Source organism: Streptomyces sp. UW30, assembly GCF_008042075.1.
In the GTDB taxonomy this organism is placed as follows: Bacteria; Actinomycetota; Actinomycetes; order Streptomycetales; family Streptomycetaceae; genus Streptomyces.
Genome location: NZ_RDBN01000039.1, coordinates 49,247 through 64,731, shown reverse-complemented (window position 1 = coordinate 64,731; position 15,485 = coordinate 49,247). Strand labels below are relative to the sequence as shown.

General features: G+C 68.1%; 12 protein-coding genes. 7 read left to right on the top strand and 5 right to left on the bottom strand.

Annotation, left to right across the window (positions count from 1 at the left end):
• Positions 1 to 29: 29 nt before the first annotated feature.
• Positions 30 to 188, bottom strand: a complete 159-nt coding sequence (locus EAO75_RS29920; RefSeq protein WP_261989484.1) for a hypothetical protein — start codon at positions 186 to 188, stop codon at positions 30 to 32.
• 284 nt (positions 189 to 472) lie between these two features.
• On the opposite strand from EAO75_RS29920, the gene EAO75_RS29915 reads away from it, so the two are divergent.
• Positions 473 to 1,531 carry a vWA domain-containing protein gene (locus EAO75_RS29915; protein WP_147998269.1) on the top strand — a complete coding sequence of 353 codons (1,059 nt, stop codon included), beginning with the start codon at positions 473 to 475 and terminating at the stop codon, positions 1,529 to 1,531.
• A gap of 364 nt (positions 1,532 to 1,895) precedes the next feature.
• Here EAO75_RS29915 and EAO75_RS29905 read toward each other — a convergent pair whose 3' ends face one another.
• Both EAO75_RS29905 and EAO75_RS29900 read right to left on the bottom strand, forming a co-directional pair.
• Positions 1,896 to 2,744 carry an ABC transporter permease gene (locus tag EAO75_RS29905; RefSeq protein WP_147998268.1) on the bottom strand — a complete coding sequence of 283 codons (849 nt, stop codon included), beginning with the start codon at positions 2,742 to 2,744 and terminating at the stop codon, positions 1,896 to 1,898.
• 42 nt (positions 2,745 to 2,786) lie between these two features.
• Positions 2,787 to 3,812, bottom strand: a complete 1,026-nt coding sequence (locus EAO75_RS29900) for an ABC transporter substrate-binding protein (RefSeq protein ID WP_147998267.1) — start codon at positions 3,810 to 3,812, stop codon at positions 2,787 to 2,789.
• Between the two features lie 271 nt (positions 3,813 to 4,083).
• Between EAO75_RS29900 and EAO75_RS29895 the strand changes: the two genes are divergently transcribed.
• The 3 genes from EAO75_RS29895 (at position 4,084) to EAO75_RS29885 (ending at position 7,524) form a co-directional block, all read left to right on the top strand.
• Positions 4,084 to 4,869, top strand: coding sequence for an ABC transporter ATP-binding protein (locus EAO75_RS29895; RefSeq protein WP_147998266.1), 786 nt, complete (start codon positions 4,084 to 4,086; stop codon positions 4,867 to 4,869).
• On the top strand, positions 4,866 to 5,810 hold the full coding sequence (locus tag EAO75_RS29890) for an LLM class F420-dependent oxidoreductase (protein ID WP_222723997.1): 945 nt from the start codon (positions 4,866 to 4,868) through the stop codon (positions 5,808 to 5,810). The genes EAO75_RS29895 and EAO75_RS29890 overlap by 4 nt, the downstream gene beginning before the upstream one ends.
• 502 nt (positions 5,811 to 6,312) lie before the next feature.
• A complete protein-coding gene (locus EAO75_RS29885; protein ID WP_147998265.1) occupies positions 6,313 to 7,524 on the top strand; it encodes a S8 family peptidase in 1,212 nt (403 codons plus the stop codon).
• A gap of 283 nt (positions 7,525 to 7,807) precedes the next feature.
• Here EAO75_RS29885 and EAO75_RS29880 read toward each other — a convergent pair whose 3' ends face one another.
• Positions 7,808 to 9,922 (bottom strand): acyltransferase family protein, encoded by a 2,115-nt coding sequence (locus tag EAO75_RS29880; protein WP_147998264.1) that lies wholly within the window; start codon positions 9,920 to 9,922, stop codon positions 7,808 to 7,810.
• 276 nt (positions 9,923 to 10,198) lie between these two features.
• On the opposite strand from EAO75_RS29880, the gene EAO75_RS29875 reads away from it, so the two are divergent.
• A complete protein-coding gene (locus tag EAO75_RS29875) occupies positions 10,199 to 11,914 on the top strand; it encodes a bifunctional 3-(3-hydroxy-phenyl)propionate/3-hydroxycinnamic acid hydroxylase (RefSeq protein ID WP_147998263.1) in 1,716 nt (571 codons plus the stop codon).
• Positions 11,911 to 12,861 (top strand): SDR family oxidoreductase, encoded by a 951-nt coding sequence (locus EAO75_RS29870; protein WP_147998262.1) that lies wholly within the window; start codon positions 11,911 to 11,913, stop codon positions 12,859 to 12,861. Before EAO75_RS29875 ends, EAO75_RS29870 begins: the two co-directional genes overlap by 4 nt.
• A gap of 484 nt (positions 12,862 to 13,345) precedes the next feature.
• Here EAO75_RS29870 and EAO75_RS29865 read toward each other — a convergent pair whose 3' ends face one another.
• The gene (locus EAO75_RS29865) at positions 13,346 to 14,482 is read right to left on the bottom strand and encodes a PQQ-dependent sugar dehydrogenase (RefSeq protein ID WP_147998261.1); all 1,137 of its coding nucleotides are present in this window, start codon (positions 14,480 to 14,482) and stop codon (positions 13,346 to 13,348) included.
• Between the two features lie 456 nt (positions 14,483 to 14,938).
• On the opposite strand from EAO75_RS29865, the gene EAO75_RS29860 reads away from it, so the two are divergent.
• Positions 14,939 to 15,337 carry a hypothetical protein gene (locus EAO75_RS29860; protein ID WP_147998260.1) on the top strand — a complete coding sequence of 133 codons (399 nt, stop codon included), beginning with the start codon at positions 14,939 to 14,941 and terminating at the stop codon, positions 15,335 to 15,337.
• Positions 15,338 to 15,485 lie beyond the last annotated feature (148 nt).

Sequence of the window (15,485 nt, the reverse complement as noted above, 5' to 3'; positions counted from 1 at the left end):
CGTCTTCCTCATGCATGGTGCGGCATGCGTCAGTCCACGATCAGCTCAGGATCCGCCGCCGGGGCCCGCCCGACGAGCTCGCCGCCGAAGTTCCCCTCGACCTCCGCCTTCTCCGCCGTGTCCGGGTACGGGTTCGTGCATGCGGTGCCCGGTCGGCCCAGCAGGTTCTCCGTCTCTTTGGGGAACACCTTCGGCCTCGCTTCTGCCCTGCGGCAATGGGGTGGAATCGCCTCATGCGAAGCCGAGTTGGTGCGCCTGGTCCGAATCTTGGTCATGCCGGTGCCATCAGGCTTGGAAGCAGCACGACGGTCCGCCTCCGGTGAGCTGCCATGGTTGATCGCCGGGCCTCTCGTGGATGCCGGACGCAACGCCTGCTGCAGGCAGGTGATTGAGCGTCAAAGGCCGTTGTCAGTGCCTCCCCATAGAGTGGAGACATCACTTGGGGAGCCTGCCTCAGAGGGGGAGCACAAACATGTCCGCAAACAAGATCCAGCACAAGGTGAATCACGTCGCGCTGGTGGTGGACTGTTCGGGTTCAATGCACCCGCACCAGAGTCAACTCATTCGAGTTGTGGACGAGTTCGTGGCAGGGTTGAAGGCCGAGTCGGACAGTCTCGGCCACGAGACCCGGATCAGCCTCTATTCCTTCGACCACAAGGTGGAGAATCTGGTCTGGGACATGGACGTTAAGCATCTGCCGTCCATGCGGGGGCTGTACCAGGTCAACAACGGCGCTACAGCCCTCATCGAGGCTTCTCTGAAGTCCCTCGACGACCTGGGCCATATCTGGGAGGAATACGGCGAGCACAGCTTCCTCCAGATCGTTGTGACGGACGGCGAGGAGAACGCCTCCGGCGGCGACAGGCGGCACGACGGCGACATGGCCATCCTTGGCCCCTGGCTCGACAGGATCACGGCCAAGATGGGCGGGCTTCCGGGCCATTGGACTTCCGCGATCCTCGTTCCGAACTCCCTGGCCAAGCGGACCGCCCAGAACTACGGGTTCCCGGCCGGGAACATCGCCATCTGGGATGCGGATTCCCAGAAGGGCGTCGAGGAGGCGATCGGCACCGTGCGTGCTGCCGCCACCAGCTTCCTCCGCGGGCGCGAGCACGGGGTGCGCGGCACGAAGAACCTGTTCGCCGTCGGTCAGGACATATCGGTTGACGAGGTGCGGGCGAACCTCGAACCGATTCCGGCCGACAAGTACCGGCTGCTGAAAGTCGACAAGGAGGTCGAAATACGCCCCTTCGTCAACTCGCATCCGGGCGTGACGTACGAACGTGGTTCCTGCTACTACCAGCTGGGCGTCCGGGCCCAGGTTCAGCAGGACAAGGAAGTTATCGTGGTTGAAAAGGACACCGACCGAGCCTATACGGGCGACGCGGCACGCAGCCTTCTTTTCGGCACGGACGTCCAGGGGACCCTCTCCGTGAAAGCGGGGAACAATCCCAAGTTGGAGGTATACGTGCAGAGTCGTTCGGTGAACAGGAAGCTCAAGCCGAATACACGTCTGCTCATCATGCTCTGAAATCAATGAGTGAAGAGCGGGGTGCTCCGGGAGCAACTCACTCCGGTTGCTGGCGACCGCCTGAGCAATAGATGTTCGCCCCGTGCGGTCACCGGCGGCACGGGGCGGCAGGAAAGCCGGGGGATGGTTCACCGACGTTGAGCCTGCGCCAATTTGGATGCGCAGGTCAAAGGGTGAGTGAACCCCGATGGCAGGCGTGCTGTCCTGCCCGATACTGACCCTCACGGCTTGCCTGTCCAGGACGCCGACGCCGGTGCGGGGCGATCTGCGAGGTCAGGCGTCCGGTCGCCGCGCGCTCCGGCGCGCTCTGGCCCCTGGTCGGCGTGGCGCTGGCCCATCAGAGCCAGCCACAAGTCCAGCCGGTTCAGCCGCGCGAGGTGGTGTCCCTGACCCAGGGCAGCGCCAACCGTTCCAGCAACACCAAAGCGAAGTAGAGCAGGATACTCATCAATCCGATCAGGATGATCGCGGCCCAGGCGGTGGCGGTGTCGCCGACCCCACCCGCCTGCACGATCAGATAGCCCAGCCCGCTCTCACCCGCCTGGAACTCGCCGATGACCGCGCCGATCGCGGCGAGAGGCATGGCCACCTTCAGCCCGACGAAGATCTGCGGCAGTGCGGCGGGCAACCGTACCTTCCGGAACGCCTGCCAGCGCGAGGCGTCCAGCGAGCGCGCCAACTCGGCCAGGTCCGCCGGGGTCGACGTGAGGCCGGTCGCGGTGGACAGCACGATCGGGAAGAAGCAGAGCAGGAAGACCATGGTCAGGACCGGCTTCTGCCCCCAACCGAGGGCTCCCACCAACAGCGGCCCGAGCGCGATCTTCGGAACCGCGTTGACGGCGACCAGTAGCGGCGTGAACATTCGCTCCAGTACCCGCGAGCCCGCCAGGGACAGTCCGATCAGAACACCGCAGCCGCTGGAGAGGACGAACCCGACAACCGTCTCCAGGGTGGTGTCGCCGGCATGTTCCAGGAACCGGACCGGGGCCGCGGCGAACGCCGAGAGCACGGCACCTGGCGGAGGCAGCACTGCCGGGTGGATCACCTCCAGCACGGAGGTGACAAGCCACCACATGCCGAGCGCGACCAGAAGCCCGGCCAAGGGCAGCAGCACGGCGGCGAGGCCAGTCCTGCGACGTGGACCGACTCGCGGGACGGGCACCGGCTCCGGGCCCGCCGCGGGGGCCTGCTGCGGCTTCGAGAGTTCGGTCATCCCATCCTTCTCCCAGCGCGGCCCTTCTCCAGCGCTGCGCGATCAGGCTTTCGGCACCAGGTCGAAGTCGATGATCTGCTCAGGGGTCATTCCCTGCCGCAGCGCGCCCGCTCGCTCCAGGATCGCGATGCTCCTCGCGACCCGCGCGGAGTCCAGCGTCCCGAGTGCCGTGCCGGAACCGCCCGGCGTGACGTACTCGGCCATCAACTCCAACTCGGCGGCCGCGGCGGTCGGGTTCGTGGCGTCCACGTTCCGCTCAAGGATCTCGGCGGCCTCCTTCGAGTTGGCGAGGCTGTACTCCAAGCCCTTGAGCAGCGCATTGGTGAACCGCTTCACCATCTCCGGATCCTGCTCGGCGATCTTCTTCGACGTGATCAGCACGTTTCCGTAGAGGTCGGGTATCACGTCGCTGTACGGCAACAGGACGGCCTTCTTCTTCGTCACCGCCTCGATCGTGGGCTTACCCACCACGAACTGGCCGATGCCGTCCACCGAACCGCCGGCGAGCGTGCCCATCAGGGTCTGCGCCTCGCCGTTTACCCAGGTCACCTTGTCGGCGTTCACGCCGGCCAGTCGGGCGTAGGTCGGGAAGAGGTTGCGTACGACCGAGCCGGGCGTGTCGGCGAGCCGTTTGCCCTCGAGGTCCTTCGGAGTGGCGATGCCGTTGCCCTCGGTGGTGGCGATCGCGGCCATGGTGTGCTGCTGGATGGCGGCCACCGCGACGAAGTCCTTCGCCTGACCGCTGCCCATATGCAGCAGACCTCCCGTCAGGTCGATGGGGCCGAACTGCGCCTGGCCACTCACGACGGCCGGAATCACGCCGCCGGTGCCCTGGCCCGGCTTGATCTCCACGTCGAAGCCGGCCTCTTCGAAGAACCCCTTGTCCTTCGCGACCCAGGCGTACGCGTCCCGGCCGAAGTTGCCGAACGAGGTCAGGTAGGTCACCTTCTTCAATGCCTTGCCGTCTCCACCGGCACCTGCGTCGGAATCCGAGCCGCCACATCCCGCCACCAGCGCCAGCGCGGCGGTCAGGGCTACCGCGGCGACCGTGCGGGCGAGCCTGATCATGCGCACAGTGTTGTCCTTTCCGACCGCCGACCGCGCCGGCGGAGGGGCGTCGAGACAGACGAGACAGAACGGCGGGACAGAACCGCCGCGGGCATGACACTTGGTGCGAGCAACAGCGTACGAGGGATGGGTAGTTGTGGGCCAGGTGTGGGGCGTTGGGGCATGCACCGACAGGACGACAGGTACCGTCGAGCGGCCTGCCGCGGGTAGCCTGACTGGGCGTTGTGAACCGGCCGGCATGGCGATCGCCAGTGGATGGGGAGACCGCCGGATGATCAGACTCACCGGTGTGTCCCGGAGCTTCACCAACCGGTCCGGTTCGACAGCGGCGCTCCAGGACATCGGCCTTCACATCGCCGAGGGTGAGTTCGTGGCGGTGGTGGGCCGGTCCGGGTGCGGCAAGTCCACACTGCTCCGACTGATCGCCGGGCTACTGCCGGTCACCGAGGGCGAGATCACCATCGGCGGCGAGCGAGTCACCGGGGCCCGGCGGGATGTCGCCATGCTGTTCCAGCGGCCGGCACTGCTGCCCTGGCGGTCCGTCCTCGACAACGTCCTGCTGCCCGTGGAGATCTTCGGCTGGAACAAGGCCGAGTACCGCGACCGCGCGAAGCGGTTGCTGGAGACGGCCGGACTGAGCGGCTTCGAGAAGCACCGGCCGCACGAGCTCTCCGGCGGTATGCAGCAACGTGTCGCACTGTGCCGGYCGCTGATGGGCGAGCCCCGGGTGCTGCTCATGGACGAACCGTTCTCCGCACTCGACGCGCTGACCCGCGCGGACCTCGCGGTGGAGCTGCAGCGCATCCACATCGAAAACTCGTCAACAGTCGTCCTTGTCACGCACTCGATAGACGAGGCCGTGCTGCTCGCCGACCGGGTGGTGGTGCTCAGCCCGCGCCCGGGCCGGATCCTCAAGATCGTCGACGTCGCCATTCCCCGGCCGAGGACGCTGGGCCGAACCGCGCACCTGGGCGAAGTGGCCCGGTGCAGCGCCGATCTGCACGAGCTGCTGATGGAACGGGACATATCCACGTCGGCCGAAACGGAGGGGCAATGAGCCTGCGGATCTGTGTCTTCACCGAGCCGCACCGCGGCGCCGACTACGAGGATCAGCTGCGCTTCGCCCGACTCGTCGAAGCCGGCGGGTTCGAGGGCTTCTTCCGGGCCGATCACTTCCAGGCGATGGGCGCCGATCCCGGGCTGCCGGGCCCTACCGACGCGTGGCTCACGCTGGGCGCGCTCGCCCGGGAGACCTCCCGGATCCGGCTGGGCACCCTGGTCACCTCGGCCACCTTCCGGCTGCCGGGCCCGCTTGCCGTGATGGTGGCGCAGGTCGACCGGATGAGCGGGGGGCGGGTCGAGCTGGGCCTCGGCGCAGGATGGTACGAACGGGAACACACCTCGTACGGCATCCCGTTCCCACCCGCCCCGGAGCGCTTCGATCGACTGGAGGAACAGCTGGCGGTGATCACCGGCTTGTGGCGGACACCGGTCGGCGAGAGCTTCAGCTATCGCGGCGACCACTACCAGCTGGTCGACGCGCCTGCCCTGCCGAAGCCCGTGCAGGTGCCGGCGCCGCCGATCATCGTCGGCGGCCGCGGCCCCAAGCGCACCCCGGAGCTGGCCGCTCGGTATGCCGACGAATTCAACATGCCGTTCAAGTCGGTGGCGGAGACGGCCCGGGCGTACCAGCGGGTTGCCGAGGCGTGCGACCGGAGCGGACGGGCCGACGCCGGTCAGCCACCGCTGGTGCTCTCGGCCGGGGTCGTGGTCGCCATCGGCCGTACCGACGGGGAGGCGCAACGGCGGGCCGCCCCGCTGCACGTCAAGAGCGCGCTGCCGCCGGAGGATCCGGTGGTCGGATCTCCGGCCCAGCTCGTGGACAGGCTCGGCGAGTTCTCCGCGATCGGTGCCAGCCGTATCCATCTGCGACTGATCGACTTCAATGACCTCGACCATGTGGAACTCATCGCCGGTGAGGTGCTCCCGCAGCTGTAGAGCGTGGAGGCCGACGCACGCCGTGGCGCTGGAAGAGGCAGACGTCAGCTACGTCTTGGCCGTGCCCCGTCCAGGTGCGGTGGCCTGACGGGCTCCGGAACTGCTGAGGATCGGCGTCCACGGGGCTGGTGAATGCCGGTCATCGACTGCCGGGTTCGGGTACGTGTCGGCCCACCGCGACCACCACGCAGCCTCTGGTCCTTGCCCGCGACACCGCACGCGCGGGCAAGGTGACGCTCAACCTCASCGCACGTGAGTAACCGGTGAAGAAATCGGCACAGATAATCCTGGACCGTTCCTTGGTGATTCAACCAGCGTTCAGTGCTGCACATTTGCGCTCGGGTTGCTTCGAATGTGCGTGAATCCCGTGGAGGTCGACCATCCGTCGGGCGTCGGGGCCGCATCAAGATATTGATCTGCTCGCGACAAGTCGGCACTCTCCTGAGCACGCGCAGCGCTGCCGTTCGAACGCAAATCCCCCCACTTCACGAGGAGACCCCTCTTGACGGCGCATCACAAACGCTCAGGCAAGGCCAAGATCGTCACCGCGATCGCGGCCGTCGCAACCGTCGTCGGCACCGGCCTTTACTTGTCCCCCATGGCTCAGGCGGGACAGCCCGCGGAGGGCACCGTCTACGGTCTGAATGCCGAAGGAGCCGTGGCCGGAAGCTACATCGTCCTCCTGGACCAGAAGGCGTCCACGGCCGAGAAGCGGGATCTCGCCGCCGAGTACGGTGGCAAGATCAGCCGTACCTACGGCTCGGCGGTCAACGGCTTCTCCGCCGGCAGCCTGACCGAGACGGAGGCCAAGCGCCTCGCGGCCGACTCCGCGGTGTCCAAGGTGGTTCAGAACAAGAGGTTCCACATCGACGCCACCCAGGACAACCCACCGTCCTGGGGCCTGGACCGCATCGACCAGAACGACACGGCCGGCGACAGCAAGTACACCTACCCGGACAAGGCTGGGGAAGGAGTGACCGCGTACGTCATCGACACCGGCGTACGCATCAGCCACAAGGACTTCGAGGGCCGCGCCACCTCCGGGTTCGACGCCGTCGACAACGACGACACGGCCGACGACGGCAACGGCCACGGCACCCACGTGGCCGGAACCATCGCCGGCGCCTCCCATGGGGTGGCCAAGAAGGCCAAGATCGTCGCGGTCCGCGTGCTCGACGACAACGGCTCGGGCACCACCGAGCAGGTCGTCGCCGGCATCGACTGGGTGACCAACAACCACCAGGGTCCCTCGGTGGCCAACATGAGCCTCGGCGGCGGCGCGGACCCCGCTCTCGACGAGGCGGTCAAGAAGGCCATCGCCTCGGGTGTCACCTTCGCGGTCGCCGCCGGCAACGAGTCGGCGGACGCCGGGCAGAGTTCACCGGCCCGGGTCCCCGAGGCCATCACGGTCGCGTCCAGCACCAAGGACGACGCCCAGTCGGACTTCTCCAACTTCGGCTCGATCGTGGACTTGTACGCGCCGGGCTCGGACATCACCTCCGACTGGAACGACAGCGACCAGGGGACCAAGACGATCTCCGGCACCTCCATGGCCGCCCCCCACGTCACGGGAGCCGCCGCCGTCTACCTGGCCGGTCACCCGGACGCCACTCCCGATCAGGTCGCCACCGCGCTCACCGGCGCGGCAACCGGCGACAAGATCACCAACCCGAGCAGCGGAACGCCCAACAAGCTGCTGAAGGTGACCGAGTAGACCCACACAGGAAACTGGGCCCGGCGGTGCCGCCAGCGCTTGCGCAGCGGCACCGCCGGGCCGTGTCGTGGCAAGGGGTGGTGCCCTGCGCGACAACTGACGGCGCCGCGTTCGACCTGGCGTGCCGGAGTTCCCCCTCAGGCATATGGAGAACGAGAACGAGATGGCAGCACCTGCCGTACATCACCGGCGCACGATCTCTGACGATTCGACTTCGTACGGAGTTGTCGGTGCAGGGTGAGGAGAAGCGTATGGACTCGGGCAGGCGTCGCTGGGCGATCGTTCAGGGCGTACCCAGGAGGCGATCCAGCGATGGCGCCAGTACCGGGGCAAGCGCTTCGGCGTACGCCTCTGAGAGGTGGCTGTCGTCGCGGTAGACGGCTGTGTCGGCGACGACCACGGGGCACATGCCGGTGCGGGGGGCGCAGAGCCAGGGGGTGGGGTCGATGACTGTGGTGGCCGTTGTGGATGCGGCGCTGCGGATGGCTGTGCCGCGGGTCGCGTCGCGGGTCGCGTCCGGCAAGTGGTTTGCGCAGGTGTGCAGTTGCAGGGAGTTCCTGGCGGCGCAGTCGATCGGGTCCCCGTTGGGCCACGGAGTGTCGAGCAGGGCGGTGACCCGGGCGCCGGAGGTGGCCAGGGCGCGGAAGGTGTTCTCGAAGCCGGTGGTCCACTGGCGGAGGGAGTCGCCGGCGGGGCGGGCCGGGTCGCCGGCGTCCGAGGAGGAGGCGACGACCAGGTCGGGGCGCAGGGTCTTGATCCTTGCCAGGGCGTTGGAGCGCCAGGTGTCGCAGGCGGTGTACGGCTTGTGGCGGCTCACGATGGTCACGTCGGCGACCTTGCACGAAGCCTTCGTCAACGAGACCAGCTTCCAGCCGCGTGCGCTCGAGAGCCGTTGCAGGGCCGGGAACCACTGGGCCGCGTGGGAGTCGCCGAAGAGGACGACCGTACGGGACGATGTCCGGTCGCCGTAGACGCAGGGCCGGGTGCGGGTGGCGGCGTAGTCGACGTGGCAGCCGTCCCGGTAGACCGCCGAGCGTGAGGACTTCACCTTCGGCAGGGACGGGGCGAGGTTGCTCGGCAGGGCGGTGGGGGACGACGTCAGGAGTTCGGTGAGACGTGCCTGCGGGGCCGGTGCGTCGGAGAGAGCCTGCGCCAGCGCGGGCGCGGGGGCGCCCACCTCGATCGTCGGCGGAACCGCCGTCGCCGTCAGAGACAGCGCCGAGACGGCAGCGGACAGCACGGCCCCGAGGGCCAGGGCACGGCGGGGGCGCCTGCGGAAGGCCCGGTGGAAGCGGACCGGGTTCTCGACGAGGCGCAGGGTCAGCCACGCCAGACCGAGCGCCACCGCGGACAGCCCGAGCGCGAGCGGCAGTTCGGCGGTGCCGTCGGCGCGACCCAGTGCCGCCGGGGCTATGACCAGCAGCGGCCAGTGCCACAGGTACCAGCCGTACGAGAGTTCGCCGAGCCACACGAGCGGTCGCCGCCCCAGCAGCCACCCCGCGCSGCGCGGGGTGGGCGCGCAGCCGCCGGCCAGGATGAGGGCGGTGCCTGCCACCGGCAGGAGGGCGGGGTAGCCGGGGAAGGGCGTCTCGTCGTCGTACCAGACCGCTGCCAGCGTGACGCAGGCCAGGCCGAGCCAGGTCAGCGCGGCCCCGAGGGCGGCGGGCAGTCGCTCCAGCCGGCCGGTGGCCAGCGCCAGGAGCGCACCGGCGCCCAGTTCCCAGGCCCGGGTGAGCGAGCCGAAGTACGCCCAGGGCGCCGAGGAGTTCGTCACGAGAACGCCCGCCGCGAACGACCCCAGGCACAGTGCCCCGAGCGGCACCGCGACCAGTCGGCGCCGACCGCGGGCGACCCGCCAGGTGAGCAGCAGGAGCAGCGGCCACACCAGGTAGAACTGCTCCTCCACGGCGAGCGACCAGAAGTGCTGGAACGGCGACGGTGGGCTGTTCTGGGCCAGATAGTCCGTACCGGCCGCCGCCAGCCGGAAGTTGACCGCGTACACCGCGCCCGCGAGCGCGTCGCCCGCGTACTCGGCGAGCCGCGCCTTCGACAGGAACAGCCACGCGCCGCCCAGCGTGACGGCGATGACCAGGGACGACGCGGGGAGCAGCCGCAGTGCCCGGCGGGCGTAGAAGGAACGGACCGACATCCGGCCGGTGGTGGCGAGTTCGCGGACCAGCAGCGACGTGATGAGGAAGCCGGAAATCACGAAGAAGACGTCGACACCGATGTAACCGCCGCTGACCTGGGACACGCCGGCGTGGGAGAGCACGACCAGCCCGACGGCCACTGCGCGTAGCCCCTGGATGTCGAGCCGCAGGGCGTGGCCTTGGGGCGGTGCGGATGGTCTGCCGTTCGCCGGGACGGTACGTATCTCGGCGGACGTGATGCTCGGCATCAGGGGGCACTCCTCGGGGCGACTGACATTGCTTCGGCCATCAAGATCTGTCCGGCCGCCACACAGGGTTCCGCTGTTGTCGCCCCAACTTCGTCTCACCGCGAGGGTTCAACGGCACGAAACGATCAGTTCACCTCCCTTCAGCTGTGTGCCGGGTCAGCGACAGCTCACCGTCGCCTCCCTGTGTCCGTCTGACCCCGCGCGGCAGGCGCTCACCTCTTGACGTCATGTGAACTGAAGATATCCTCAGTGTTGAGGAAAGCTTCATCTTCTTCGATGTCGGTACGAACGAGAGAACGGTCCACGCCGATGAACGCTCAGACCGAGTCGCATGTGGGCCCCCCGGCCGAGGGAGACCCAGAGAACACAGACGTCGTCATCGTCGGCTACGGACCGGTGGGCGCGATGATGGCGAACCTGCTCGGCCAGGCCGGGATCAGAACGATCGTCCTCGAGCGTGACGTCAAGCCACACACCATGCCGCGCGCGGGTGCCACCGACGACGAGGTCATCCGCGTCTTCCAGGCGGCGGGCCTGGTCGATCAACTCCTTCCGGTTCTCGATCTGGGACAGAGCACCCAGTTCCTCTCGGCGCACGGCGACCCGCTGGTGACGATGCGTCCCACTGGAGGCCACAACGGGTTCCCCCAGCTCGCGTTCTTCTACCAGCCCGAGCTCGAGCGTGTGCTCCACGAGGGCGCCGCGCGGTACCCCCATGTCACCGTCAGGATGGGTGCCCGCGTAGAAGGGCTCCACGAGGACGGCGACGGCGTGACCGTATGGGCCCGTGCCGGCTGCAGAGGCCGACAGACAGCGACCCGCGCCCGCTACGTCGTGGCCTGTGACGGCGGGCGGAGCACCGTCCGCAACCTCCGCTGCATCGAATTCACCGGCTCCACCTACGCGCAGCCGTGGCTCGTCGTCGACGCCAAGCTCGAGGCCCCATTGGCCGACGTGACGTCCTTCCAGTTCATCGGGAATCCGGATCGTCCAGGCGTGACGCTGCCGCTGCCCGGGACACACCACCGCTGGGAGTTCATGGTTCTCCCGGGCGAAAATCACGCCGAACTCGCCACTTTGGAGAACGCTCGGCGACTCATCTCCCCATGGGTCGACCCCGACCGGATCAGCATCCTCCGGCACATCGTCTACACCTTCCACGCCCGTGCCGCGGCCCGATGGCGCTCGGGTCGTGTGCTTCTCGCCGGCGACGCGGCCCACCTCATGCCACCCTTCGCCGGGCAGGGGCTCAGCTCGGGTCTGCGCGACGCCCACAACCTCGCCTGGAAGCTCGCGGCCGTCATCGCAGACGATGCCGACCCGTCGCTGCTCGACAGCTACGAGAACGAGCGACGCCCGCATGTCACACGCATGACCCGGCTGACCCGCTTCTCCGGTGCCATGGTCCAAACCCGCCGCCGCCGAGTCGCCACGGTTCGTGACGCGCTTCTGAAGAAGGCGGCGCACCTGCCCTACTTCACCGAAGGACGGTTCAAGCCCGACCTGCGGTACTCCTCGGGAGCGTTCGACCCTTCTCGACGTCAAGCCGGCGCGGGGCATGCCTTCCCCCAGCCCACGGTCCGCACTCCGGAAGGACGGCTGCGGCCTCTCGACGACCTGATCGGCAGCGGCTGGGCCCTCCTCGGGCGCGATCTCGATCCACAAGCCCATCTGCGATCGGACGGCCGGGCACTGTGGACATCGCTCGGCGCCACGTACCTCTCCATCGGCCGCCCCGGCCACCGCCTGGCACGCTGCGAGGTCGGCACCGTCGCGGTCGAGGACCTCGACGGCTACGCGCTCGACTTCTTCGATCGGCACGGCGCCGACTTCGCGATCGTGCGTCCGGATCGCATCGTGTTCGCGATGGCGGACATCCGCGGTCTCGATCGCGCGGCCGACCTGTACCGGTCCTTGGTGCGCGGAAATGTCTGCCGCCCGGCTCGCGTCCGTTCGCTCCCTGAAACCCGAAAGGAGGTCGGCGGCGCATGATCCTTGTCATTGGGGCCACCGGAAAGATCGGCGGCGAGGTCGCCCGCCTGCTCGTCACAGCAGGATCGCCGGTACGGGCACTTGTCCGCGACCCGTCGAAGGCCGTCGCACTCGCCGACCAAGGCGTAGAACTGTCCGTCGGCGACCTGGGCGACGCCGCCTCGCTCGACCGGGCGATGCGGGGCGTCGACCGCGTGTTCCTCGTCTCGGCCCAGGACCTCCGGCAGGCCGAACTGCAGGGCAACGCCGTGGACGCCGCGTTCCGTGCGAAGGTCGGTCACATCGTCAAGGTGTCCGGCATCGCACCCTCGGTCTCACCCGGCGGCCCGGCGGAAATCGGCCGCCAGCACTGGCGGACCGAGCACCGAATCGAAGAGACAGGCGTGCCGTTCACCTTCCTGCGTCCCGGATTCTTCATGCAGAACCTTCTCGAGACCGCAGCGCCGACAGTCTCCAAGCTCGGTCTGCTCGCCGCGCCGATGGACGCCGCACCGATCGCGATGGTCGACGCCCGCGACATCGCCGCCGTCGCCGCCGCAGTGCTGACCGGCGACCATCACCACGATCGCGTGTACGACATCACCGGGCCGCGCGCGTTCGGCTACGGAGAACTGGCCACGGTCCTCGCCGACGCGACCGGACAACGGGTCCGGTACGTCAACACGCCCCCAGGACTTGCCGCGAACGTGCTCCGGCGCCAGGGAAAGCCTGACTGGTACGTCGAGCATCTGGTCGAGATGGCGGAACTGTTCCGCGCCGGTGCCGGCGCGACGGTCAGCACCTCTGTGCGCGACCTGACCGGTCGGCCGCCACGGACCATCGAGAGTTTCGCCGCCGAGCACGCGAACTCGTTCACCCAGGACGGAGTCTCGCCGTTCCTCCACCAYGCCGCGCGCTTCGGCCTCACCCTGGCCGGCCGTGCCGCCTCACTCTCGCGCGCCAAGTGATCCTGCGGCGCTGCCGTGGTATCTGGGACAAACGTGGCTCGGACGGCTCACGCAAAACGCCGGCTCCCGCTGAACTCCCGCTCCTCGTCCGTGAGTTGCGCGTCATCCCCCCGGTGCCCGCCCCGATCGACACACGCCCTCGGCGTAAACCCGGCTCTGGTCGCAACGGAAGCCAGGCGGCGCACTCCCGTGATGGAGAGGTCACCTCCGCACGCTGAATACGCACGACACTCGATCGAATACCTTCAGTGACATCGGCGGGCCGCATCATGCGCGGCCCGCTCTATGAGGGGATCTCAACACGGCTGGTCTACCCGGGCGAGACGTACCACACGGAAACGGCCCAGAGCGTCTTCATCCTCTGACCAGCGGGTCGCTCCAGTCGGTTGTCGCCCCCGCTCCTGGGCTTCGCGGAGCAGGGGGCGCAACCGGCGGCGGGCTTTCTTCTGCTGCTCGCGGAAGATCCGCCGATGGGTGGTAGTCGTTACGCCGGGTCGATACGGAAGACGCTGCCGCCGATGGCGAGCACGTACAGTTCGCGATTGCCGCCCTGCGCGAAGGAGACGACCTCGCCGCCGTTGACCCCGAGGTCGTTCGTGCCGGTCACCTTGCCGTTCTCCAACTGCAGTGAGCGGATGGTGCCGTCGCAGAAGTCGCTGTACACATACTGACCCTTGAGGGCCGGAATTGCCTTACCCCGGTAGACGAAGCCGCCGGTCACCGAGCAGCCGAAGTTGGCGCGGTCGTACTCGTGGATCGGCGGCACGTGGTTCGCGGGTTCCGTGCCGCCACGGAAGGGATGGGTGCCCTCCATCTGGGACCAGCCGTAGTTCTCTCCGCCCTTGCTGCCGGCCGCGGCCCAGTCGATCTCCTCCCAGTCGTTCTGGCCGACGTCGCCGATGAGCAGGTCGCCCGTGCCCGCGTCGAAGGAGAACCGCCACGGGTTGCGCAGCCCGTACGCCCAGATTTCGTCCCGCGCCTTCGGGTCGTCCACGAAGGGGTTGTCCGGCGGGATCGCGTACGGCTTGCCGCCCCTCGGATCGATCCGCAGGAGCTTGCCGAGCAGCGTGTCGAGGTTCTGTCCGTTGCCGTGCGGGTCGCCGCCCGAGCCGCCGTCGCCGAGCGCGATGTAGAGGTAGCCGTCGGGGCCGACCTTGATGTCGCCGCCGTTGTGGTTCGGATAGGGCTGCGTCTGGGTGATGACCGTACGCCGGGTGTGCGGCTGGATCTTGCCGTGCCGTACGGCGAACTCGTCCACGGTGCTGGTGCCTTCGAGGTTCGTGAACGAGATGTAGAAGTGCGCGAACTTCCTGTCGAACGCGATGCCCAGCAGCCCGCGTTCGCCGTCGGTGGTGGTCTCGGCGGATATGTCGAGGACGGGCTTGCTGAGCCCCTTGCTGTCCAGGGTCCTTACGGTGCCCGGGCGTTCGGCGATCCAGAGCTTCCCTCCGGGACCGGCGGCGGCGGCCGTCGGATTCTGGGCCGTGGCCACGTTCTTGAGGCTGATCTGCGCCGCCTGCCGTGGGGCGGCGGGCTCGTCGGCCGACGCCGTGGTGAGGGCGAGGGAAGCGACGAGACAGATGGTGCCGATGATCGCCGAGCTTCTGGTGCGGACTCTCACCGAGATCCTCCTAGAGGCGGTGAATCGGCAGGTCGCGCGGCTGCTGGGGTTTGTCGTGGGGTGCCACTCGCGTCAGTACGCAACCTGGTGGGGGTGGGGAGAGAGAACGGTGTGCTACTGGCTGGCTACGGATGAGGATACTGGGACTGCGGTGCTTGGTGTAGACCAGTTTTGGCAGGAGCCGCGAAACAGCCAAGGCAGAGCCGCGTGCCCTGAGATGTACGGCCCAGGCCGTGTCCGGTGAATGGTCATGGGGTGCAGTCCCTTTGAAGGGGAGTGCTGGAGGCTTCTCGTGAAATCAACCGCCCCTGCTCACAGGTGTCCTATCCGTGAGTGGGCGGCCCGCCGGCAGACATACTGGAGACAACACCAGGAGGATGCATAGAATCCGATGAGCCGATCTACCAGTTCCGGCGCCATGTCACGCGACCGGAAGGTCCCCCGAACCCTCTGGACGTGACGGGGGTGAACGGTCTGGCCCAAGCCGCCGGCATTGCGAGCTTCTGGATCCGCAAGGGCATCGCCGACCGCGTCGAGGTACTCGACCGGCAACGACTGGTGCTTGCGATCTCACGATTCGACGTGCGTGTGCTCGATGAGTGGCGCAGGCAAGACACCTACCAGGTCCGGACGCTGGACCAACGGCACGCCTTGATCTGCCTCGGCGGCGCAGCCCAGTTGCGAGACGCGTTGATCCTCGCCGACGAGCAGCTGCTGTCCCGAAGTGCGCCCGCTGCGGTGGAGGTTCGCAGGGGTCGTTCCACCGTCGCACTTCTGACCCGTGCGGACCTGGGCCGGGTGTGGCCCGGACGCGGCGTTCGCATGGGCATCGGGGATGCCGGCTTCATCACCTGAGACGAACCGCCCCCATGGTCATTCGACCTGGCCACCCCGGCCGCTGGATTCCGAGGTGGCGCCCACTACGGTCACCGACTCACGACGGGGCGACTGCCGGGCCCGCGTTGTGAGGGTTCAGGAAGTTGGCCTCCTGCGGTACGTGCGG

Bases quoted from the DNA above. Each gene is read 5' to 3' on its own strand.
- EAO75_RS29890 (WP_222723997.1), top strand. From the start codon at position 4,866: ATGAGCCTGCGGATCTGTGTCTTCACCGAGCCGCACCGCGGCGCCGAC.
- EAO75_RS29900 (WP_147998267.1), bottom strand. From the start codon at position 3,812: ATGATCAGGCTCGCCCGCACGGTCGCCGCGGTAGCCCTGACCGCCGCG.
- EAO75_RS29875 (WP_147998263.1), top strand. From the start codon at position 10,199: ATGTCGGTACGAACGAGAGAACGGTCCACGCCGATGAACGCTCAGACC.
- EAO75_RS29905 (WP_147998268.1), bottom strand. From the start codon at position 2,744: ATGACCGAACTCTCGAAGCCGCAGCAGGCCCCCGCGGCGGGCCCGGAG.
- EAO75_RS29915 (WP_147998269.1), top strand. From the start codon at position 473: ATGTCCGCAAACAAGATCCAGCACAAGGTGAATCACGTCGCGCTGGTG.